Annotated in this window: 22 protein-coding genes and 1 pseudogene; 11 read left to right on the top strand and 12 right to left on the bottom strand. The window is 71.8% G+C overall.

Features of this window, described 5'->3' with window-relative positions:
• Window positions 1-6: 6 nt before the first annotated feature.
• The 3 genes from fabG to ACIQPR_RS38235 all read right to left on the bottom strand — a co-directional run bounded on the left by fabG (window position 7) and on the right by ACIQPR_RS38235 (window position 2,078).
• Window positions 7-768 (bottom strand): 3-oxoacyl-ACP reductase FabG, encoded by a 762-nt coding sequence (gene fabG / locus ACIQPR_RS38245; RefSeq protein ID WP_403658353.1) that lies wholly within the window; start codon window positions 766-768, stop codon window positions 7-9.
• A gap of 141 nt (window positions 769-909) precedes the next feature.
• On the bottom strand, window positions 910-1,326 hold the full coding sequence (locus ACIQPR_RS38240) for a DUF3037 domain-containing protein (protein ID WP_403658351.1): 417 nt from the start codon (window positions 1,324-1,326) through the stop codon (window positions 910-912).
• Window positions 1,323-2,078, bottom strand: a complete 756-nt coding sequence (locus tag ACIQPR_RS38235; RefSeq protein WP_403658348.1) for a HipA family kinase — start codon at window positions 2,076-2,078, stop codon at window positions 1,323-1,325. Before ACIQPR_RS38235 ends, ACIQPR_RS38240 begins: the two co-directional genes overlap by 4 nt.
• A gap of 194 nt (window positions 2,079-2,272) precedes the next feature.
• On the opposite strand from ACIQPR_RS38235, the gene ACIQPR_RS38230 reads away from it, so the two are divergent.
• Window positions 2,273-2,749, top strand: coding sequence for a Rieske (2Fe-2S) protein (locus ACIQPR_RS38230; RefSeq protein WP_403658345.1), 477 nt, complete (start codon window positions 2,273-2,275; stop codon window positions 2,747-2,749).
• 3 nt (window positions 2,750-2,752) lie between these two features.
• Here ACIQPR_RS38230 and ACIQPR_RS38225 read toward each other — a convergent pair whose 3' ends face one another.
• Complete coding sequence (locus tag ACIQPR_RS38225; RefSeq protein WP_403658342.1) at window positions 2,753-3,403, bottom strand: cysteine hydrolase; 651 nt, start codon at window positions 3,401-3,403, stop codon at window positions 2,753-2,755.
• 148 nt (window positions 3,404-3,551) lie between these two features.
• Here ACIQPR_RS38225 and ACIQPR_RS38220 point away from each other — a divergent pair, with 148 nt between their 5' ends.
• Entirely contained in the window at window positions 3,552-4,019 is a 468-nt protein-coding gene (locus tag ACIQPR_RS38220; RefSeq protein WP_403658339.1) for a pyridoxamine 5'-phosphate oxidase family protein, read from the top strand.
• Between the two features lie 63 nt (window positions 4,020-4,082).
• On the opposite strand, the gene ACIQPR_RS38215 is transcribed toward ACIQPR_RS38220, so the two are convergent.
• Complete coding sequence (locus ACIQPR_RS38215; RefSeq protein ID WP_403658336.1) at window positions 4,083-4,985, bottom strand: LysR family transcriptional regulator; 903 nt, start codon at window positions 4,983-4,985, stop codon at window positions 4,083-4,085.
• 74 nt (window positions 4,986-5,059) lie between these two features.
• Between ACIQPR_RS38215 and ACIQPR_RS38210 the strand changes: the two genes are divergently transcribed.
• On the top strand, window positions 5,060-5,992 hold the full coding sequence (locus tag ACIQPR_RS38210) for a DMT family transporter (RefSeq protein ID WP_403658333.1): 933 nt from the start codon (window positions 5,060-5,062) through the stop codon (window positions 5,990-5,992).
• Here ACIQPR_RS38210 and ACIQPR_RS38205 read toward each other — a convergent pair whose 3' ends face one another.
• Window positions 5,993-7,324, bottom strand: coding sequence for an aminotransferase class I/II-fold pyridoxal phosphate-dependent enzyme (locus ACIQPR_RS38205; protein ID WP_403658331.1), 1,332 nt, complete (start codon window positions 7,322-7,324; stop codon window positions 5,993-5,995).
• A gap of 70 nt (window positions 7,325-7,394) precedes the next feature.
• Between ACIQPR_RS38205 and ACIQPR_RS38200 the strand changes: the two genes are divergently transcribed.
• Together ACIQPR_RS38200 and ACIQPR_RS38195 are read left to right on the top strand one after the other, a co-directional pair.
• Complete coding sequence (locus ACIQPR_RS38200) at window positions 7,395-8,081, top strand: pyridoxamine 5'-phosphate oxidase family protein (RefSeq protein WP_403658328.1); 687 nt, start codon at window positions 7,395-7,397, stop codon at window positions 8,079-8,081.
• A complete protein-coding gene (locus ACIQPR_RS38195) occupies window positions 8,081-8,713 on the top strand; it encodes an FMN-binding negative transcriptional regulator (RefSeq protein WP_403658325.1) in 633 nt (210 codons plus the stop codon). Before ACIQPR_RS38200 ends, ACIQPR_RS38195 begins: the two co-directional genes overlap by 1 nt.
• 62 nt (window positions 8,714-8,775) lie before the next feature.
• Here ACIQPR_RS38195 and ACIQPR_RS38190 read toward each other — a convergent pair whose 3' ends face one another.
• Both ACIQPR_RS38190 and ACIQPR_RS38185 read right to left on the bottom strand, forming a co-directional pair.
• Entirely contained in the window at window positions 8,776-9,780 is a 1,005-nt protein-coding gene (locus ACIQPR_RS38190; protein WP_403658322.1) for an EamA family transporter, read from the bottom strand.
• An 88-nt stretch (window positions 9,781-9,868) separates the two neighbouring features.
• On the bottom strand, window positions 9,869-10,420 hold the full coding sequence (locus tag ACIQPR_RS38185; protein WP_403658319.1) for a Clp protease N-terminal domain-containing protein: 552 nt from the start codon (window positions 10,418-10,420) through the stop codon (window positions 9,869-9,871).
• A gap of 219 nt (window positions 10,421-10,639) precedes the next feature.
• On the opposite strand from ACIQPR_RS38185, the gene ACIQPR_RS38180 reads away from it, so the two are divergent.
• Window positions 10,640-10,807, top strand: coding sequence for a hypothetical protein (locus ACIQPR_RS38180; RefSeq protein ID WP_403658316.1), 168 nt, complete (start codon window positions 10,640-10,642; stop codon window positions 10,805-10,807).
• A gap of 187 nt (window positions 10,808-10,994) precedes the next feature.
• Window positions 10,995-11,423, top strand: coding sequence for an SRPBCC family protein (locus ACIQPR_RS38175; RefSeq protein WP_403658313.1), 429 nt, complete (start codon window positions 10,995-10,997; stop codon window positions 11,421-11,423).
• 105 nt (window positions 11,424-11,528) lie between these two features.
• Here ACIQPR_RS38175 and ACIQPR_RS38170 read toward each other — a convergent pair whose 3' ends face one another.
• Complete coding sequence (locus tag ACIQPR_RS38170) at window positions 11,529-12,164, bottom strand: PadR family transcriptional regulator (RefSeq protein WP_403658310.1); 636 nt, start codon at window positions 12,162-12,164, stop codon at window positions 11,529-11,531.
• A 127-nt stretch (window positions 12,165-12,291) separates the two neighbouring features.
• Between ACIQPR_RS38170 and ACIQPR_RS38165 the strand changes: the two genes are divergently transcribed.
• Window positions 12,292-13,203 carry an aminoglycoside phosphotransferase family protein gene (locus ACIQPR_RS38165; protein WP_403658307.1) on the top strand — a complete coding sequence of 304 codons (912 nt, stop codon included), beginning with the start codon at window positions 12,292-12,294 and terminating at the stop codon, window positions 13,201-13,203.
• Window positions 13,204-13,206: 3 nt separating this feature from the next.
• Here the strand turns inward: ACIQPR_RS38165 and ACIQPR_RS38160 are convergent, their stop codons facing one another.
• A complete protein-coding gene (locus tag ACIQPR_RS38160; protein WP_403658304.1) occupies window positions 13,207-13,767 on the bottom strand; it encodes an HAD domain-containing protein in 561 nt (186 codons plus the stop codon).
• Between ACIQPR_RS38160 and ACIQPR_RS38155 the strand changes: the two are divergent.
• Both ACIQPR_RS38155 and ACIQPR_RS38150 read left to right on the top strand, forming a co-directional pair.
• Window positions 13,766-13,930 (top strand): annotated as a pseudogene (locus ACIQPR_RS38155) (SAM-dependent methyltransferase); the annotation flags it as partial. The gene ACIQPR_RS38160 and the pseudogene ACIQPR_RS38155 overlap by 2 nt on opposite strands.
• A 331-nt stretch (window positions 13,931-14,261) precedes the next feature.
• Window positions 14,262-15,086 (top strand): PhzF family phenazine biosynthesis protein, encoded by an 825-nt coding sequence (locus ACIQPR_RS38150; protein ID WP_403658301.1) that lies wholly within the window; start codon window positions 14,262-14,264, stop codon window positions 15,084-15,086.
• Window positions 15,087-15,102: 16 nt separating this feature from the next.
• On the opposite strand, the gene ACIQPR_RS38145 is transcribed toward ACIQPR_RS38150, so the two are convergent.
• Window positions 15,103-15,903 (bottom strand): CPBP family intramembrane glutamic endopeptidase, encoded by an 801-nt coding sequence (locus ACIQPR_RS38145; protein ID WP_403658298.1) that lies wholly within the window; start codon window positions 15,901-15,903, stop codon window positions 15,103-15,105.
• Between the two features lie 139 nt (window positions 15,904-16,042).
• On the opposite strand from ACIQPR_RS38145, the gene ACIQPR_RS38140 reads away from it, so the two are divergent.
• On the top strand, window positions 16,043-17,827 hold the full coding sequence (locus ACIQPR_RS38140) for a substrate-binding and VWA domain-containing protein (RefSeq protein WP_403658295.1): 1,785 nt from the start codon (window positions 16,043-16,045) through the stop codon (window positions 17,825-17,827).
• Window positions 17,828-17,839: 12 nt separating this feature from the next.
• Here the strand turns inward: ACIQPR_RS38140 and ACIQPR_RS38135 are convergent, their stop codons facing one another.
• A complete protein-coding gene (locus ACIQPR_RS38135; protein ID WP_403658292.1) occupies window positions 17,840-19,357 on the bottom strand; it encodes a glutamate--cysteine ligase in 1,518 nt (505 codons plus the stop codon).
• Between the last annotated feature and the right edge of the window lie 102 nt (window positions 19,358-19,459).

Below are 19,459 nucleotides of genomic sequence, written 5' to 3'. Positions count from 1 at the left end.
CATTCCCTAGTTGAGCGGTCCGCCGGCGACGTAGAGGACCTGGCCGGAGACGAAGCCGGCCGCCTCGTTCGTGAAGAAGGCGACGGCGTTGGCGATGTCGTCGGGCTCGCCGACGCGCTGCACCGGGATCTGGGTGGCGGCGGCGGCCTTGAAGTCCTCGAAGCCCATGCCGACGCGGGCGGCGGTCGCGGCGGTCATGTCGGTGGCGATGAAGCCGGGGGCGACGGCGTTGGCCGTGATGCCGAACTTGCCGAGCTCGATGGCCAGGGTCTTGGTGAAGCCCTGGAGACCGGCCTTGGCGGCGGAGTAGTTGGCCTGGCCGCGGTTGCCGAGGGCGGAGGACGAGGAGAGGTTGACGACCCGGCCGAAGCCCGCGTCGACCATGTGCTTCTGGACGGCCTTGGTCATCAGGAACGAGCCGCGCAGGTGCACGTTCAGGACGGTGTCCCAGTCGGAGGCGCTCATCTTGAAGAGCAGGTTGTCGCGGAGCACGCCCGCGTTGTTGACCAGGATGGTCGGCGCGCCCAGTTCGGCGACGACGCGTGCGACGGCGGCCTCGACCTGGGCCTCGTCGGAGACGTCGGCGCCGACCGCGAGGGCCTTGCCGCCGGCCGCGGTGATCTTCTCCACGGTGTCCTTGCAGGCGGCCTCGTCGAGGTCGATCACGGCGACCGCGCGGCCCTCGGCCGCCAGGCGTACGGCGGTGGCGGCGCCGATGCCCCGCGCTCCGCCGGTGACGATCGCGACCCGCTGCTCAGTGGTGGACATTCCTGGTTCTCCTCGCCCTTGAGAGACTCTCGCCCCGAAAACCGCGGCCCGCTGGTGAGCGACCGCTTAGTACCTTCGGCAGACGTGACGCTAGAAGCCCTGGCACCCGGTGTCAACGTGCGCAGGGCCGGGTGTGATCCATTACCTCACCAGCAGGTCGAGCAGGCGCTCGGTCTCGGCCGCCGGATCGACGGTGAGACCGGTGTGCACGGGCCCTGGCTGCACGACGGTGGACCGGGGCGCGATCAGCCAGCGGAAGCGCCGCCCGGCGTCGTCCCCGGCCGCCTGACCGGCCGCGTCGCCCCCGGCGCAGACGCCCTCCACGGCACCCAGCGCGGCCCTGATCCCGGCCACGTCGGCCCCCGGGTCGAGGGCGAGCAGCCGCGCCTCGTCCAGATGGGTGCGGGCGCCGACGTAGGACCGGGCCCGGCAGTAGACGAGCACTCCGGCGTTGATGCACTCGCCGCGTTCCACGCGCGGTACGACGCGCAGCAGGGCGTACTCGAAGACGTCCCGTTCGTTGGCCTCGCTGGGCCGGATGATGTGGCGCTCGGTCACTGGTCCCCCTTGATGCGCTCGTGGACGGCGGCGGCGCGCGCGAGGAGGGGCGCCGCGTAGGCCCGGCGGAGGTCGTCGGGGTGCTCGAAGCCGGGTTCGCCGGTCAGCCAGGCGTCGGGGATCTCGGCCGTGACCTCGGCGAGGAGGTCCTCGGTGACCTTCGGGGCCAGGTCGGCGGCGGCGGTCGCGAGGTCGGGGGCGAAGCGGGCCAGGGCGTGGTCGGCGGCGTCGTAGGGGCGGGCCGCCGATGCCTGCGCGCCGGGCCAGTTGTGGTGCCAGATCATGGTGGCGCCGTGGTCGATGAGCCACAGCTCGCCGCGCCACATCAGCAGGTTGGGGTTGCGCCAGGAGCGGTCGACGTTGTTGACCAGCGCGTCGAACCAGACGATCCGGCCCGCCTCCTCGGCGCTCACCGTGAAGGCCAGGGGGTCGAAGCCGAGGGCGCCGGACAGGAAGTCCATGCCGAGGTTGGTGCCGCCGCTGGACCTCAGCAACTCCTGGACCTGCTGGTCGGGTTCACCGAGCCCGAGCACCGGGTCGAGGTCCAGGATCACCAGCCGGGGCACCCGGAAACCCAGCCTGCGGGCCAGTTCCCCCACGACGACCTCGGCGACGAGCGTCTTGCGGCCCTGTCCGGCGCCGCTGAACTTCATGACGTACGGCGCGAAGTCGTCGCCCTCGACGAGCCCCGGCAGCGAGCCGCCCTCCCGCAGGGGGGTGATGTAGCGGGTCGCGATGACTTCCTTGAGCATCGCCCCAGATTACTGGTGTGCCGCACGGGCGCCTGGTCAGGGCTTGTGCGGTACTGACAGCGGAACGACAGCGACGTTTTACGCCTGCCTGATCTCGATCAGGCCAAGCTCTCGACACCGTCTGAACGACGGTCATCCCTGTCCCGTACCCCTTTGCAGACCCACGAATGCTTTCTTCTGGAAGGAACGTCAGCATGACCAGCGATTCGATCGAACCCGTCACGTCGCCCTCCCGTCGCACCGCGTTGGCGGCGGTCGGCGCGGCGGGACTCGCCGTCGCGCTGACCGCGTGCTCGTCGAGCGACGACTCGTCGTCGAACTCCTCGGACACCTCGGGCTCCACCACCACGGCCGGCGCGTCCACCGCGCAGGGCGACGCCGGTGGCACCGAACTGGCGAAGACCACCGACATCCCCGAGGGCGGCGGCAAGATCTTCGCCAGCCAGGGCGTGGTGGTCACCCAGCCGACGGCGGGCACCTACAAGGCGTTCTCGTCGAAGTGCACCCACCAGGGCTGTGCCGTGACCACCATCAGCAACGGTGTCATCGGCTGCCCGTGCCACAAGAGCGAGTTCTCCATCACCGACGGCAGTGTCAAGCAGGGACCCGCGACGCAGGCGCTGCCCGCCGAGCAGATCACCGTGACCGGGGACTCCATCACGCTGGCGTGACGGTCAGCGTCGAGCGGCCCCGCGCGGTCGCTTGAGACAGCCCAGCACCTCGTCCGTGGTCGCGACCGTAGCGACCAATGCGAGGGTGTTGCGGATCATCGCGGGGGTGTACTCCGAGGGCACCCCCGCGATGGCGTCCTTCGGTACGACGACGGTGTAGCCGCGGTTGACGGCGTCGAACACCGCGTTGGGGATCGCCACGTTGGCCGAGACGCCGGTGACGATCAGGGTGCGGCAGCCCAGGTTCCGCAGCAGCGCGTCGACCTCGGTGCCCTGGATCGGCGACAGACCGTGCAGCCGTCGTACGACGAAGTCCTCCTCGGCGACCTCGATCGGGGGTGCCACGCGGACCGCGGCGGTGCCCGAGAGCTGCTGGACGGGCAGGCGTTCGGCGGCGCGGAACAGGCGGGCGTTGTGGTTCGCGCCCCGGCCGTCCGGGCGGCGTTCGGCGAGCGCGTGGATCACCTGGACCCCGCTCTCGTGCGCGGCGGCGACCAGCCGGGCGACGTTGGTGAGCGCGCCCGACGAGCGTGCGGCCAGGGCGAGTTCGGGCAGTGCGCTGTCCGGGCCGACCACGCCCTGTTGACATTCGACGGTGAGCAGGGCAGTGCTCACCGTGTCGAGGATCTCACCGAGTTGTGCGTGCGACGGCATGGCACTCCCTTGTCGCCGACGGCCGGGGCGGGTGACAGTAACGAGCATCGCGTGCGTTCGGAAGACGGCCGACGCCCATCCGGCCGGATTTCTGACGAACCGTCAGAAGCGGCTGCCCGCCGCTCGTGCCGTAGCCGAAGGGGATCGCATGACCGCCACTCAGCGTCGAGGCCGGAAGATCATGATGACGCCCGGGGAACTGGACGAGTTCCTCACCACCGAGGGCACCTGCCGGGTCGCGACCGTCTCCGCCGACGGGGCCCCGCATGTCAGCCCGCTCTGGTTCGCCTGGGACGGCACCTCGTTCTGGCTGTACTCGATCACCCGCAGCAAGCGCTGGGCCGATCTGCGCCGCGACCCGCGCGTCGCCGTGGTCGTCGACGGCGGGCACGCCTACGACGAGCTGCGGGGCGTGGAGCTGTCCGGGACCGTCGAGTTCGTGGGCGAGTCCCCGCGCACGGGTGAGCCGCATCCCGAACTCGTCGCGGTGGAGAAGCTGTTCGCGCAGAAGAACTTCGGCCTGGACTCGATGCCGTACGACGGCCGGCACGCGTGGATCCGGCTGACGCCGGACACCGTCACCTCCTGGGACTTCCGCAAGCTGGCCACGCTGTAGGCGGGTCGGCGGCGCGGTGGGCGAGTCGGGGGCGCCGCGGGCGAGCCATCGCCGGGCGGGCCGTCACACGACCGTCTCGGCCGCCGCCCGCAGCGCCTCGACCGCGGCGCGGATGGAGGGGCGGCGGTCGGCGTCCGCGCGCCAGACGACATAGACGTGCCGGCGCACCCGCTGCTTCAGCGGGACGGTGACGACTCCGGCGGGCATCGGGCTGCGGCCCAGCAGCGGGGCGATACAGACGCCCAACCCGGCGGCCACCAGGCCCAGTTGGGTGTGCGTCTCGGCGGCGCGGTGGCCGATGATCGGCTCGATGCCCCGGGAGCGCAGGGTGAACATCAGCCACTCGTGGCAGAACTCGCCCTCGGCCCAGGTGATCCACTCGTCCTCGGCGAACTCCCCGAGATCCACCTCGTTTCGGTCCGCGAGCGGATGCCCGACCGGCATCGCCACGTCGGCGGGATCGTCCAGGATCGGCGCCTTGACCAGGCCGTCGGGCAGCGGCATCGGCTTGTTGTACCAGTCGAGGACGACCGCGAGATCGAGATCGCCGCGCACGACGCCCGCGATACCGCTCTCCGGCTCCAGTTCGGCCGAGCGGACGCGCAGCGCGGGGTGCCGCGCGCGCAGTGCGGCGAGCGCGGTGGGGAACAGACCGCGGGCGGCGGTCGGGAACGCGGAGAGCCGCAACTCGCCCACGACCTGGCCGCGTTGGGCCTCCAGGTCGGCCTGGGCCAGCTCCACCTGGGACAGGATCCGGCCCGCGTGCTCGGCGAGCAGCCGGCCGGCGTCGGTGAGCCGCACCCCCCGCCCGTGCTTGGCGAGGAGCCGCTGACCCACCTCGCGCTCCAGCTTGGACATCTGCTGCGACACGGCCGAGGTCGTCACATGCAGCCCCTCGGCGGCACCGCTGACCGAGCCGTGCCGGGCCAGGGCGTCCAGGGTGCGCAGCCGCTCCAGATTCAACATGTAAGCGATACTACGAGATACCACGCGCGAAATCTCGCTTGTGCTACGAGGTCGGGTGCCGCACGGTTGACGCCATGAGCACAGTCGCCACCGCCACCAGCCCGCTCGCCCCGCCCCGCCACCGGACCGCCCTGGACTGGCGACTGCGCTTCGGGGCCCTCTCCCTCATCTGGGGCTTCAGCTTCCTGTTCATCAAGGTCGGCACGGACGGCTACGCGCCCTTCCAAGTCACGTTCGGGCGGCTGCTGTTCGGCACGCTGGTGCTCGCGGGCACGATGGCGCTGAAGCGGGAGCGGCTGCCGCGCGGCGCGCGCACCTGGGGTCATCTGGCGGTGGCCGCGTTCCTGCTCAACGCCCTGCCGTTCTCGCTCTTCGCGTACGCGGAGCTGACGATCCCGTCCACGCTCGCGGGCATCTGCAACGCGACCTCGCCGCTGTGGGGCATGGCGCTGTCCCTGGTCGCCCTCTCCGAGGACCGGCCGACCCGGGTCCGGGTGGCCGGGCTCGGCCTCGGCTTCCTGGGCGTCCTGACGGTCCTCGGCGCCTGGCAGGGCTTCGACGGCCTGGACGCCAGGGGCACCACCATGGCCCTGCTCGCCTCGCTCAGCTATCCCATCGGCTGGATCTACGTCCGCCGGACCCTGGCGGGCACCAGCGCCTCGCATCTCTCCCTCACGGGCGCCCAGTTGCTGCTGGCCACCCTCCAACTGGCCGTGATCACCCCGCTGTTCACGTCCATACCGACCCGCTTCCCGGTCCTGCCGCTGCTGGCGGTCGCCGCGCTGGGCGCCCTGGGGACGGGTCTCGCGGTCCTCCTCCAGTACGGCCTGGTGGCCGAAGTCGGCCCGACCACCGCCCAGATGGTCACGTACTTCATCCCGGTCATCGCCACGGCGGCCGGTGTCGCCGTCCTGGGCGAGTCGCTGACCTGGTCGACTCCGGTCGGCGCGGTGGTCGTGCTGGCGGGGGCGGCACTCACGCAGGCGCGGCCGAGGCGTCGGCCCTGACTAGGCGTAGCCGCGCATCGGTGTCGGGCCGCAGGCGGCGGCGACGGCCCCGGCCAGCGGCCCGGTCTCCTCGGGCGTCAGGGTGGCGACGGTGATCCGGATGCCGGGCGGTGCGCCCAGCCGGAAGCGGGCGCCGGGGGCCACGGCCCAACCGGCGTGCAGAAGGCGGGAGACGGCGCCGGTCTCGTCGGGTACCGGGATCCACACGTTGAGGCCGCTGCGGCCGTACGCCGTGACCCCGTGGTCGGCGAGCGCGGCGATCAGCGCGTCGCGGCGGGCGCCGTAGGCGGCGGCCACCGCACGGGTGTCCACCGCGCCGTCGGCCCACAGCCGGGCCACCGCGCGCTGGGTGATCCGGCTGACCCAGCCCGGCCCCAGCCGCTGGCGGCCACGGACCCGGTCGAGGGTGACCGCGTCCCCGGTGACCACGGCGAGGCGCAGATCGGGGCCGAAGGCCTTGGCCATCGAGCGCACGAAGGCCCAGTGGCGGGTGGCGCCGGCCAGCGGGTGCAGGGGCTGGTCGACGAAGCCGTGGCCGTGGTCGTCCTCGATCAGCAGGGTCTCCGGGTGGTCGCGGAGCACGGCACGCAGGGCACGCGCGCGTGCGGCGCTCACCACGGCCCCGGTGGGGTTCTGCGCCCGGTCGGTGACGATCAGGGCCCGCGCGCCGGACTCCAGCGCGGCGCGCACGTCGTCGGGACGGGGTCCGTCCTCGTCCACCCGGACCGGGGCGAGGCGCAGTCCGAGCGCCGGTACGAGGTCGAGCAGGCTGCCCCAGCCGGGGTCCTCGACGGCGACGGTGTCACCGGGCTTGAGGTGGGCGGCGAGGACGCGCTCGATGGTGTCCAGCGACCCGGAGGTGACGGCCACGGGACCGGCCGGGACTCCGTCCGCGTCCAGGGCGGCCCGCGCGACGCGGGCCAGCTCCGGTTCGACGGGGTCGTCGCCGTACAGGACCGGCTCCCGGCCGGACAGCTCGGCCGCCCAGGCGAACGCGCCCACCAGGGACGGCAGCAGGGCGGGATCCGGATTGCCGTGCGCCACCTCGCGCACCCCCTCCGGCACCTCCACCCGGATGGACTCACGCCCGGTCGTGGCCGGCTTGGGCCGCACCCGGCTGCCCCGCCGCCCGGCGGTCTCGATGACCCCGCGCTCCCGCAGGGTCCGGTACGCCGCCGCGACCGTATTGGGATTCACCCCGAGCTCTACGGCCAACTCCCGCATGGGAGGCAGTAGTTGCCCCGGCTCCAGCTGGCCCGAGCCCACCGCGCGCTCGACGTCGGCAGCGATGTCGGCTGCGCGTCGCCCTTCGATCCGATATCCTCCTAGCACAAAGCACACTATGCACTAGTGCAATACAAATCGCAAGCCGATCCGCACCGCGACGAACACGGAGAGCGCCATGCAGGCGACCACCCCGCACCCGACGTCACAGCCCGCCACCTACACCCCGACCGACCGCACCGTCCCGACCCGTTCCGCGGAACGGGCGTCGTACGACAAGGAGTTGGTGCACGCGATACTCGACCAGGCCTATGTCTGCCATCTCGGATTCGTCCGCGACGGGCGGCCGGTCGTGCTGCCGACGCTGTTCGGGCGGGTCGGCGAGCGGCTGTACGTGCACGGGTCGACGGGGTCGCGCCCGCTGCGGATGACGGGGCAGGCCGACCCGGGGCTCCCGGTGTGCCTGACGGTGACCCATGTGGACGGGCTCGTGCTGGCGCGCTCCGCCTTCCACCACTCGATCAACTACCGCTCCGTGATGGTGCACGGCATCGCCCACCAGGTCACGGACCCCGAGGAGAAGCGGACGGCGCTGGACGCGCTGGTCGACCATGTCGTGCCCGGCCGTTCGGCGGACTCACGGCCCGGCGACAAGAAGGAACTCGCCGCCACCATGGTGATCCGCCTCGACCTCGACGAGGTCTCCGCCAAGCTGCGCACCGGCGGCGCGAACGACGACCCCGAGGACCTGGACCTCCCCTACTGGGCCGGCGTCCTCCCGCTGCGCACCGGCCACGGCACCCCGCTCCCGAACACCGACCTGTCCCCCGGCATCGAAGTCCCCGGCTACCTGGCGGAGTTGTGATGCTGATCCACCCCTGGGACGCGCCCCACGACGACAGCGAGTGGCAACACTGGCTCACCACCCACGACTTCGGCCAGCTCGCCGTCAACGGCCCGCCCGGCGAACCGCCGTTCGTCCAGCCCCTCCACTTCGCCTACGACCACGGGCGCGGCGAGGCGATCACCCACCTGGCGCGCCCCAACCCCCTGTGGCCCGCGCTGGAGGCGGATCCCCAGGTGGTGCTGAGCGTCGTCGACGACTACGTCTACATCCCCGGCCCCTGGCAGGCGGAGCCGGACGGCCCACCGGAACACGGCGTGCCGACCAGCTTCTACGCGGCGGTCCAACTGCGCTGCACCGCCCACCTCGTGGACGACCCGGCCGAGAAGGCGGCCCTCCTGAACCGCCAGGTCGGCCACTTCCAGCCCGAGGGCGGCACCGCGCCGGTCGCCGCGGGCGAGCCGCCCAACGGCCGTCTGCTGTCCGGCATCCGTGCCCTACGCCTCGAAGTCACCGGCGTACGCGCCAAGTTCAAGTACGCGGGCAAACGCTCCACCGAGGTCCAGGACCGCATCGCGGACGGGCTCGCGGGGCGGGGCGGGGTGCGGGACGACGTGGCACGGGGGCATGTGCTGCGGCGGCGGGCGAGGTGAGCAGGGGCGGGTGAGGAGGGGTCGGTTCGGAGGGGGGGAGGGGTCGGTTTGGGGCGGGCCTGCTAGGCGGCCGTTCCCCGGCGGGACAGTTCCCTTTCGGGGCCGCCCACGGCGACCGGTTCGCCGGAGGTCTTCGCGGGGGCCGAGGACTGGGCGATGAACGCGCCCAGCAGGACGACCGCCCCGCCGACGATCTGGGGTGCGGAGAGGTGTTCGCCGAGCAGGATCCAGGCCAGTACCGTCGCGATGACCGCTTCGAGGCACGCGACGACGCCCGCGACCTGCGGGGAGAGCCGGCGGACGGAGACCACTCCGGTGACGTAGGCCAGGACCGTGGCGACCAGGACGATCCAGGCGAGCAGGAGCGCGGCGGGGACCGCGGTGCCGTTCATGTGCGCCTCGCCCTTGAGGACGGACCAGTCCATGGTCCAGGGACGGGCCACGGCGGTCAGCACGAGGGCGCCGACGAGCAGGCCGTAGGCGATCACGCCGAGCGGGTCGGGTGCTTCGGTGCCCGCGTCGCTGCCCTGGTCGGAGAGGACGAAGTAGCCGACCTGGCAGCAGGCCGCGCCGAGCGCGAGCAGCAGTCCCACGGCGTCGAAGCTCAGCCCCGACCAGACCTCGACGACACAGGCGAGACCGCCGGCCGCGAGGACCACCCCGAGCGCGGCGGCGCGGGTGACCGGACGCCGTTGCACGAACCGGACCCAGCCGAGCACGAGGGCGGGCGCGAGGTACTCGACGAGCAGGGCGACGCCCACGGGTATGCGGGATATCGCGGCGAAGTAGCAGGCCTGGACGCCGGCGACGGCGAGCAGGCCGAAGCCGAGGAGCAGTGCGGGGCGGCGGCGGACGAGCGCGCGGTGGCGCAGCGCGAGCGGCAGCATGACCAGGGCGGCGCCCGCCACCCGCAGCCACACCACGTGCAGCGGGTCGAGGCCCGCCTCGATCAGCGGCTTGGCCGCGACTCCGGATCCGCCGAAGGCCAGCGCGGACCCGAGCGCCAGACCCAGCCCGACACCCCTGGCACCACCGGCGGCACTGCTCTCAGACGTATGCACGGCCACATGATGACAGGGGATGACATGAGCGTCATCCCCGTTGACACCTGTCTCAGCGCGTGGACGGTCTCCGCGCGGCGGACGGCCCGCCCGGTCAGCAGCCCGGCTCGCCGCCCCTGACGTACTCCCCGGGCCGGCTCTCGATCCACACCAGCACCTCGGGGGACTCGATGCCCGCGCGGTGCAGGACCTCCACCGCGCGGGCCTCGGGCTCGGCGACGAGCGCGGCGAGGAGGTCGAGGCCGCGGGCCAGGTCGCCGTCGCGGAGTCCGGCGCGCTCGCAGGCGTCCTCCAGGGCGCTCGCGGCCAGCGGCGACCAGCCTTCCGCCGCCGGGATCACGGGGAGCGCGCCGGAGTCCTCGACACTGCCCTGCCAGCGCAGGCCGTAGCCGATGCTGCGCTGCACCAGGTAGCCGAGCAGTCTGGCGATCTGGGGGCCGTCGCCGAAGACGGCACGCGCCTGGGGGTCCGACTCCAGGAGACTGTGCAGCAGATGCGCCGTGTCGATCTGGCGGTCCCCGTCCCGCAGCGCGCGGCGACGGGCACCCGCCACCACCGCTGCCAGCTCTGCACTGAGCCTGGCATCGTTGTCCGCGCGGTGGATGCCCTGCTCGCGATGCGACTGCCTGGGAATACGGGGTTGCACTCTCTTACCCCATCAGTCCCCCGCATTGAGGGCATCCCCGGAGGGAAGCATTTCGGCATCCCACACAGAGTGGACTCCGGGCGACGCGATCTCCTCCTTACGGATGAGATCACGGGCGTCAACCCCGAGAGGCGCGCGCCGCCTTGCCGCGCGCCCCGTGCGCAACCGCCCCGCACCCGGCGTACGTCTACCGCGAACGTGGAGAGCAGGTGCTGGCTGGTGGGGTTGCCGGCGATCGACGGCAGGCAGTACGTGTACCGGGTGTACGCCCCGGAGGACGCGCTGCCCGCCGACCTGTTCTGGGACGCGTGGCACTGCCACGACGAGAGCGCCCACCCGCGCGCGTGGGACCTGTTCGACGCGGCGGTGATACGGCGCGTGGGCTGAGGCCGACGCGCTCGTTCCGCTCAGGGACCGGAGACCGCGGACCGCAGACCGCAGACCGCAGGCCGAGGACCGAGGACCGAGGACACTTCCTGACGGTTCATCAGTATTGAATGTTGCGCGCCCTGCGGCTACGTTCCGCGACACCGTAGCCCGACAGCACCGTAGCCCGACAGGAAGAGGTGGTCGTATGGCCGAAATCAGCGCGGAGGCACGCATCGAGGCCCCGGCCGAGAAGGTGTGGACCCAGCTCACGGACTGGCCCGCGTACGGCGAGTGGAACACGACCCACACCAACTTCCCCAAGGGCGGCCCCGAGACCCTCGAAGTGGGCGCGACCTTCCAGGAGAACATGAAGCTGATGGGCTTCCCGGCGGAGGTCGAGTGGACCGTCGAGGAGGTGGCGGCGGCCCGGGTGCTGGCCATCCGGGGCAAGGGCCCGATGGCCGTGAACGTCGCCACGCGCTACACGCTCACGCCCGACGGCGACGCCACGACGGTCCGTATCGACGGTGAGTTCACGGGTGCGGCGGTGACGTTGATGGCGGGCAAGCTGAAGGACTCGGGGACGGCCGCCCTGAACGAATCGCTGCGCAAGCTGGGCGGGCTGGTGGCCTGAGGAAGGCGCCGGGGCACCGCAGGAACGGGAACGCGCACAGGGAAGGCGCCCCACGGAACTCCCGTGGGGCGCCTTGGCCTGCCGCCCTTTCCGACCCCGAGGACATCAGTCCTCGTCGGCCAGGATCAGGTACAGCTTCTTGCGGGCGTCGTTGATGACGGTCAGCGCCTTCTCGCGCTGCTCCTTGCTGCCGGTCTTCCAGACCTGGCCGAAGGCCTCCATCAGACCGAAACCGGCCTGGCGGATCTCACTGAGGGCCTCCCAGTCGACACCGCGGGAAGCCTCTTCCCAGGGCGCGTCCGGACCCTCCTCGGCCGCGGTGCAACCGGCGTCGGTGAGCGAGAAGAGCTTCTTGCCGCCCTCCGTCGCGCTGGCGATCAGGCTCTCGTCCTCCAGCAGCTGGAGGGTGGGGTAGACCGAGCCGGGGCTCGGCTTCCACGCGCCGCCGCTGCGCTCGGCGATCTCCTGGATCATCTCGTAGCCGTGCATCGGCCGGTCCTTGAGGAGGGCCAGGATCGACGCGCGTACGTCGCCGCGCCGTGCCCTGCCTCGCGGGCCGCCGCGCCCTCGTCCGCCCCAGGGGCCGGGACCGAAGCCCGGTCCGAAGCCGGGGCCACCGGGACCGCCCGGGCCACCCGGCCCGAAGGGACCGAACGCCGCGCGCCGCCCGTCGGGGCCGCCCCAGCCGCGCCGGGGGTGGCCTTCCTGTCCATGTCCACGCTCGTATCCGTGGGTACGCATCGCAATCACTCCATTCCATCGTTGATCTGTCGCGATGCGTCAACGATATATCGCAACCGTTCGGATGACAAGCCCCGGGCGGAATCTCGGTTGCACCGGCCCCGGACGCGTGGACAACTGGACGCCCATGCATGCCGACCAAGTGGACCTGACCACCGAAAACGTCGCCGCCCTGATCCAGGAGCAGTTCCCCCGGTGGAGCGGCCTGACGATCCGGCCCCTGTCCTCGACGGGGACCGTCCACGCCGTCTTCCGCATCGGCGACGACCTCTCCGCGCGCTTCCCCCTGCGTTCGGCCGACGCCGCCGAGACGCTGGCGGTGCTGGAGCGGGAGGCCCGGGCGAGCGCCGAGCTGGCGCGGGTGTCGCCGTTCCCCGTCCCGGAACCCGTCGCCCTGGGCAGGCCCGGAGCGGGCTACCCCATGCCGTGGTCGGTCCAGACGTGGCTGCCGGGAACGGTCGCCCTGGACGCCGACCTCGGCGACTCGTACGCCTTCGCCACGGACCTCGCGTCCTTCCTCACGGCCCTGCGGGGCGCCGACACCCGGGGACGGGTCTTCGACGGCGACCGTCGCGGCGGCGACCTCGGCCGACACGACGACTGGATGGCGAAGTGCTTCGAGGAGAGCGCGGACCTGCTCGACGTGCCCCGGCTGCGCCAACTGTGGCTCCACTTCCGGGAGTTGCCGCGCACGGCCGCCGACGTGATGAGCCACGGCGACCTGATCCCCGGCAACGTCCTGGTCGCGGGAGACCGCCTCAGCGGCATCCTGGACACCGGCGGCTTCGCCCCGGCCGACCCCGCACTGGACCTGGTCAGCGCCTGGCACCTGCTCCGCCCGGGCCCCCGGGACGTGCTCCGGCGGACCCTGGCCTGCGACGACCTGGAGTGGGAACGCGGAAAGGCCTGGGCGTTCGAGCAGGCGATGGGTCTCGTCTGGTACTACGCCGAGAGCAATCCTGCGTTGAGCGGGGTGGGGCGCGTGACGCTCGACCGGGTTCTGGACTCGATGGAGACTGAGGGTTATTCGATGGACTGAGCGTTACCCGCGCGTACGACCCCGACCCCGACCCCGGCTCCAACTCCGCCCCAGCACCCACTCGTCGATCACCACGAAGTCCGCCTCCGTGAGGCCGGTCGCCGAATCCACGCGGTGGAGCAGGGCGTGTCCTCCGTGGTGTGTCGACACCCAGGTGTGGTCGAGTTCGCCGATCTCGTCGTCGACCCAGACGAAGGGGCGCCCCGCAGCGGCTCGGACGAGGGCTCGGGTCTTCCAGTTGAGTACGTCGGGCCCGTACCGCGGCGGCGGGTCGGGGAGGTCGGCCACGGGGAGGTGTGGCAGCCCCAAGAGCGGGGACAGCACCTTGTTAGCGTCGGCCATCCACGCGGTCGCCCAGATCAGCTCGCAGGGCAGGGCCAGCAGACGCGGCACATGGCTCGCGTCGATCTTCGCCAACTGCGGATTCGACGGGGCCTGCCAGTCGGCCCACCCTTGAGGACCCGACGGAATCCGCGCCCCGCCGAGGGGCAGGAGCGTCCCGTCGACGTCCAGGAAGAACAACGGGCGGGCCGCGCTCCCTCCCTGCCCTAAGGTCGCTCCCATGACCACCCCCTCCTACCTCGCCGCGATCCGGGAGTCCTACGACACCGTCGCCGCCGACTACGCCCAACTCGTCAAGGATCCGACCGAGTTGGACCCGCTGTCACGGGCGATGCTGGCCGCGTTCGCGGAGACTGTTCGGTCGGCGGAGCTCGGGCCGGCCTCGTAGGCGGGCCGGGCTCGCGATCACCGCCCGGTTGGTCCAGGAACCGGCCCTGGGATCGGCCAGGACGTACGCCACCGTCCTGCCCGGAAGCCGGAGCGTCCGTCGCCGGCGTAACGGCCTCTGCGGACGATCCGGTACCGCGCTACCGAATCAGAGCCGCACCGCCGAATCGGTCCAGCGCGCGCCACCGCCCAACCCGATCCACCGCCACCGCACCGGTCGCACACCGTCGCCTCAATCCCACGCCACCGAAGCGACCCGCCACCGAATCAGTCCAGTGCGTCCGAATTGGCCTTGGTCCATCAGGCCAGAGATCTCCTAGCGTCGCAGTATGCGGATTCGAATCGTCGACGCGTTCACCGATCGTCCCTTCGCCGGGAACCCGGCCGGGGTCGTGCTTCTCGACGCCTTCCCGGAGGGGGACGACTGGTTGCAGAAGGTCGCGATGGAGGTCAATCACGCCGAGACGGCGTTCGCGCACCGACTGCCCGAGGGCGGGGACGCGGACTGGGCGCTGCGGTGGTTCACGCCGGCCACCGAGGTCGCGCTGTGCGGGCACGCGACCCTGGCGACGGCCCATGTGCTGCACAGCACCGGCACCCACGAGGGGCCCGTGCGGTTCAGCACCCGCAGTGGCGTGCTCGTCGCCACGCCGGCGCCGGACGGTTCGATCACTCTCGACTTCCCGACCGCCCCGCTCACCCCGGTCGAGATCCCGGACGGCGTGGCCGAGGCCCTGGGCGCCGAGGCGCTGGCCGCCTTCGACACCGGGCCGAACATCCGGGACCTGGTGGTCGAACTCGCCGATGAGCGGACCGTCGTAGGACTGGCGCCCGACCACCGGGCGCTCGCCGCCCATTCCGAGCGGGGCATCATCGCCACCGCGCGCGCCGAAGACCCCACGCGGGGCTACGACTTCGTCTCGCGCGGCTTCTTCCCGAACGTCGGGATCGACGAGGACCCGGTCACCGGCAGCGCGCACACCGCGCTGGCCCCGTACTGGTCGGAGCGGCTCGGCCGCACCGTGCTCACCGGGCTCCAGGCCTCGTCCCGGTCGGGACTCGTGCGGACCGAACTGCGGGGTGCGCGGACCCTGTTGACCGGGCGGGCGGTGACGGTCGTCGACGGGGAGTTGCTCGCCCAGGGCGCAACCTGACTTCCCTGTGCGGGAGTTACGCCGTGGGCAGCCAGCCCACCTTCCCCGCGAGCAGCGCGTAGCCGACGAACGCCCCGATGTCGAGCAGGGAATGCGCCACGACCAGGGGGCCCACTCGGCCCCAGCGGCGGTAGAGGTAGACGAAGACCACGCCCATCACCATGTTGCCGACGAAGCCGCCGATGCCCTGGTAGAGGTGGTAGCTACCGCGCAGTACGGAACTGGCCACCAGCGCGGTGCCCGGCGTCCAGCCCAACTGGCCGAGGCGGCGCAGGAGATAGCCCACCACGATCACTTCTTCGAGGATCGCGTTCTGCATCGCGGAGAGGATCAGGACGGGGTACTTCCACCAGACGTCGGGCAGTGCCTCCGGCACCACCGTGAGGTTGGCGCCTAGGCCGCGGGCGGCCAGGTAGAAGGCGATGCCGGTGCTGCCGATCACCGCCGCGATGGCCGCTCCGCGCCCCAGGTCGGGCCAGGGGCGGGTGCGGTCGAAGCCGATCGTGCGCAGGCTCTCGCCCTCCCGCAGGAGGAAGTGCGCGACGAGGGCGACGGGGACGAGTGCCGACGCGATGCCGAACAGCTGCCAGGCGAGATCCAGCCATGGACGGCCGGGCGCGGCCGAGGCGTTGAGGGTGGCCGCCTGGTCCTTGAGGCCGCCCGGTTTCGTGACCGATCCGACAAAGCTGATCAGGGCGGACACTCCACTCGCACCGAGCGAAAGCCCCAGAACGAGCAGTGTCTCGGACCGGAGGATCCGCCGTGTGGGCCGCTCCAGCGGAAAAGTTTCGGCCACCTGCCCTGCCTCCACCTGCACACCTGCCTTCAGTTCGGAAATCCCGCCTCATGCCCATCTTCGTCCCGCTAGGGTCTCGAAAGAACTTACGAAGATCGTGCGCGACAGGCCGTTGGGGGAGACGGAGGCACGAGGTTCAACAGGGAGGGGCACCACCGTCATGGGACGTCACAGCTTGCCCGATCCACAGCGGGCGGGCGGCAGCGACCCCCGCCCTCGGGCCCGGCGCCGCTCGGTGGCCCTCGCCACGGTGCTCGTGCTGACCGTCGCGGGCGGCACCGCGTTCGCGGTGCGGAGCGGGCTCCTCTCCTTCGGTTCCTCCTGCCGCGAGGACGCGGTACGACTGAAACTGGCCGCCTCCCCCGACATGGCGCCCGCCCTGCGCGCGGCGGCCGGGCAGGCGCGCGAGGAGAACATCACGTCCGACGGGCAGTGCCTGAACATCTCGGTGACCGCGCAGGAGTCGTACAAGTTCGCGGACACGCTCACGTCGGGCCGGCACCCGGACGTGCAGGTGTGGGTGCCCGACTCGGAGTTGTGGGTGGACCGGGTCACGTCGGGCGCGGCTTCGGAGGCGACGGAGGTGACGCCCGCGGGCAATGTCGCCTCGACTCCGGTCGGCGTGGCGATGGTCCCGGCCGCCGCGAAGTCGCTGGGGTGGCCGGGGAAGACGTACACCTGGCTGGACCTGGCCGGGGCCACCCTCCAGGACGACTCGCTGCGGCTGGGCGCGGCCGATCCGGCGCGCAGCGCGACCGGGCTGCTCGCGTTGACGCGGCTGAGTACGGCCGCCGCCAAGGTCAAGGGCGGTGCCACGCAGGCGGCGGCGATGATGAAGACGCTGTCGCAGCGGATCTCGGACACCGACGGCCAGGTGCTGGACACGCTGCCGCGCGACTCCTCGGGCACCGAGCAGGGCAATCCGAAGCGCAACCAGGCGCTGGTGCTCAGCGAACAGTCTGCGTTCGCGTACAACGCGTCCGACGGCGGCGCGAGTCTCGACCTGTTCTATCCGAAGGACGGTTCGCCCCGGCTGGACTACCCGTACAACCTGGTGGACCGGGAGCGGCTGACGACCGACCAGAGCCGGGCCGCGATCCGGTTCATGACGTATCTGAGCCGGCCCGCGCAGCAGCGGCTGATGGAGAAGTACGGCTTCCGCACCGATGACGAGGCGGTGCCGGAGGCGGTGGTCGCGAAGGCCGGGGGCAGCAGTCCGCAGCCGTACGCCGTGGCGCCCGCCGAGCCGGCCTCGGACGCGGCGCTCCAGGAGGCGCTGGGGACGTGGACGATCACGGTGCAGAGCGCGCGGATCACCACGGTCGTGGACGCGTCGTCGTCGATGGCGGAGTCGGTGCCGGGGACCGGGCAGTCGCGGATGGACGTCACCAAGGCCTCGCTGCTCCAGGCGCTGGCCACGTTCACGCCCGAGGACGAGATCGGGCTGTGGGAGTTCGCCACGAAGCTCGACGGCGACAAGGACTACCGCGTCCTGGTGCCGACCGAACGGCTCGGCGACCGCGCGGGCGGCGGCACCCAACGCGACCGGCTGTCGGCAGCGTTCGGAGCGCTGAAGCCGGTGCCGAACGGGGCGACGGGGCTCTACGACACCACGCTCGCCGCATACAGGGCGGCCACGTCCTCGTATGCGGAGGGGAAGTTCAACGCGCTGGTGATTCTGACGGACGGTGTCAACCAGGACCCGGGCAGCATCTCGCGCACCGCGCTCCTCAAGCAGTTGCGCCAACTCGCCAGCCCGGAGCGGCCGGTGCCGCTGATCATGATCGCGGTGGGTCCCGAGGCCGACAAGGAGGAGGCCCGGCAGATCGCCGAGGCGACCGGCGGCTCGGGCCACGAGGTGAGCGACCCGGCCCAGATCCAGTCGGTGATCCTCCAGGCCATCGTGGCGGCGGGCGCGGCGGGCGCCGCCGCCGACGCGGGCTGAGGCAGGCGGAGTTCACCCCAGCGGTGCCGGTTCCGGCAGGCCCACCGGCCAGGTGTGGACCGGTTCCCCGAGGTGCATCAACTCGCTGTAGCGGCGGGTGGTGGCGGCCAGGGCGGCTTCCCTGGTGAGGCCCTGTTCGAGGGCGCGGTGGAAGGTCGCGGACTGCCAGGTCGCGCCGTTGGTCCGGCGTCGGCAGCGTTCGTCGATCACGCCCAGGTACAGGTCCCGGTCGGCCGGTTCGACCCCCCACGCGTCGAGACCGGCCTCGGCGAGCGGCAGCAGTTCGTCGCGTACGAGGGCCACCGCGTCGATCTCGGTGGTGCCGCCGAGCCGTCCGCGCCGGGGCCAGTGCAGGCGGGCGTCGATGCCGTGGCGGCACGCGGTGTCGAAGTTGGCGGCGGCGGTCTCGAAGGGCAGCCGGGTCCACACCGGCCGGGTCTCGTCGGCGAGGGCGCGGACGACGCCGTAGTAGAAGGCGGTGTTGGCGATGACGTCGGTGACGGTGGGTCCGGCGGGCAGGACGCGGTTCTCGACGCGCAGGTGCGGGACGCCGTCGGCGATGCCGTAGACCGGGCGGTTCCAGCGGTACACCGTGCCGTTGTGCAGGACGAGTTCGGCGAGGGTGGGGATGCCGCCGGCGTCGAGGACGTCGAGGGGTTCCTCGTCGTCGTGGACGGGGAGCAGCGGCGGGAAGTAGCGCAGGTTCTCCTCGAAGAGGTCGTGGGCGGAGGTGACCCAGCGTTCGCCGAACCACGTGCGGGGGCGGACGCCCTGCGCCTGGAGTTCGGGCGGGCGGGTGTCGGTGGCCTGCTGGAAGAGCGGCGGGCGGGACTCGGGCCACAGCTCGCGGCCGAACAGGAAGGGCGAGTTGGCGCCCACGGCGACCTGGGCGGCGGCGACGGCCTGGGCCGCGTTCCACACGTCGGCGAACCGGTCCGGGGTGACCTGGAGGTGCAGTTGCACGGAGGTGCAGGCGGCTTCGGGCGCGATGGAGCCGGAGGTGCAGGTGAGGTGTTCGACGCCGTCGATGTCGAGCACGAAATCCTCGCCGCGGGCGGCCACGATCTGGTCGTTGAGCAGCGTGTAGCGGTCGACCGCGGAGAGGTTCGAGGAGACCAGGTCGTCCCGGTCGAGCGTGGGCAGAATGCCGATCATCACTATTCCGGCGTCGACCTCGCCCGCTTTCCGGTGGGCATATGCCAGTGACGTACGGATCTCCTCGGCGAGCCGGTCGAATACCCGGCTCTCCAATCGATGTGGGGCAATGTTGACTTCCAGATTGAACATGGCGAGTTCTGTTTGGAAATCTCGGCTCGCGATGCGTTCCAGTACTTGCCCGTTCAGCATTCTGGGCATGCCGTCGGTGCCGACGAGGTTCAGTTCGATCTCCAGCCCCATGAGGTTCTTGGGGCGGTCGAACCGCTTCTCGGCCAGCAGCCGCTCCAGTCCCGTCAGGCACCGCCGCAGCTTGGCGCGGTAGCGCTGGCGGTCGGCGAGCTCGAACGGCCCTGCCACGACCTTCTCCCCCATCGAAGCCGCACCTCCTCGTTCCGGGTAGGAAGGATGATGCCCAGACCTGGCGATCGATAACGTCCCGCGGCGGCCCGGCGCCCGCTACTCTGGTCCGAAGTG

This window comes from Streptomyces sp. NPDC091280, assembly GCF_044768565.1.
GTDB lineage: Bacteria > Actinomycetota > Actinomycetes > Streptomycetales > Streptomycetaceae > Streptomyces.
The sequence above is the reverse complement of the archived record's forward strand: the minus strand, read 5'-3'. Positions and strand labels throughout refer to the sequence as shown.

Excerpts from the sequence above, each read along its gene's own strand:
- ACIQPR_RS38230 (WP_403658345.1), top strand. The coding sequence starts at position 2,273 with ATGACCAGCGATTCGATCGAACCCGTCACGTCGCCCTCCCGTCGCACC.
- ACIQPR_RS38140 (WP_403658295.1), top strand. The coding sequence starts at position 16,043 with ATGGGACGTCACAGCTTGCCCGATCCACAGCGGGCGGGCGGCAGCGAC.
- ACIQPR_RS38210 (WP_403658333.1), top strand. The coding sequence starts at position 5,060 with ATGAGCACAGTCGCCACCGCCACCAGCCCGCTCGCCCCGCCCCGCCAC.
- ACIQPR_RS38175 (WP_403658313.1), top strand. The coding sequence starts at position 10,995 with ATGGCCGAAATCAGCGCGGAGGCACGCATCGAGGCCCCGGCCGAGAAG.
- ACIQPR_RS38235 (WP_403658348.1), bottom strand. The coding sequence starts at position 2,078 with ATGCTCAAGGAAGTCATCGCGACCCGCTACATCACCCCCCTGCGGGAG.
- ACIQPR_RS38220 (WP_403658339.1), top strand. The coding sequence starts at position 3,552 with ATGACCGCCACTCAGCGTCGAGGCCGGAAGATCATGATGACGCCCGGG.
- ACIQPR_RS38215 (WP_403658336.1), bottom strand. The coding sequence starts at position 4,985 with ATGTTGAATCTGGAGCGGCTGCGCACCCTGGACGCCCTGGCCCGGCAC.
- ACIQPR_RS38195 (WP_403658325.1), top strand. The coding sequence starts at position 8,081 with ATGCTGATCCACCCCTGGGACGCGCCCCACGACGACAGCGAGTGGCAA.
- ACIQPR_RS38165 (WP_403658307.1), top strand. The coding sequence starts at position 12,292 with ATGCATGCCGACCAAGTGGACCTGACCACCGAAAACGTCGCCGCCCTG.
- ACIQPR_RS38160 (WP_403658304.1), bottom strand. The coding sequence starts at position 13,767 with ATGGGAGCGACCTTAGGGCAGGGAGGGAGCGCGGCCCGCCCGTTGTTC.
- ACIQPR_RS38170 (WP_403658310.1), bottom strand. The coding sequence starts at position 12,164 with ATGCGTACCCACGGATACGAGCGTGGACATGGACAGGAAGGCCACCCC.
- ACIQPR_RS38225 (WP_403658342.1), bottom strand. The coding sequence starts at position 3,403 with ATGCCGTCGCACGCACAACTCGGTGAGATCCTCGACACGGTGAGCACT.
- ACIQPR_RS38135 (WP_403658292.1), bottom strand. The coding sequence starts at position 19,357 with ATGGGGGAGAAGGTCGTGGCAGGGCCGTTCGAGCTCGCCGACCGCCAG.
- ACIQPR_RS38200 (WP_403658328.1), top strand. The coding sequence starts at position 7,395 with ATGCAGGCGACCACCCCGCACCCGACGTCACAGCCCGCCACCTACACC.
- fabG (WP_403658353.1), bottom strand. The coding sequence starts at position 768 with ATGTCCACCACTGAGCAGCGGGTCGCGATCGTCACCGGCGGAGCGCGG.
- ACIQPR_RS38150 (WP_403658301.1), top strand. The coding sequence starts at position 14,262 with ATGCGGATTCGAATCGTCGACGCGTTCACCGATCGTCCCTTCGCCGGG.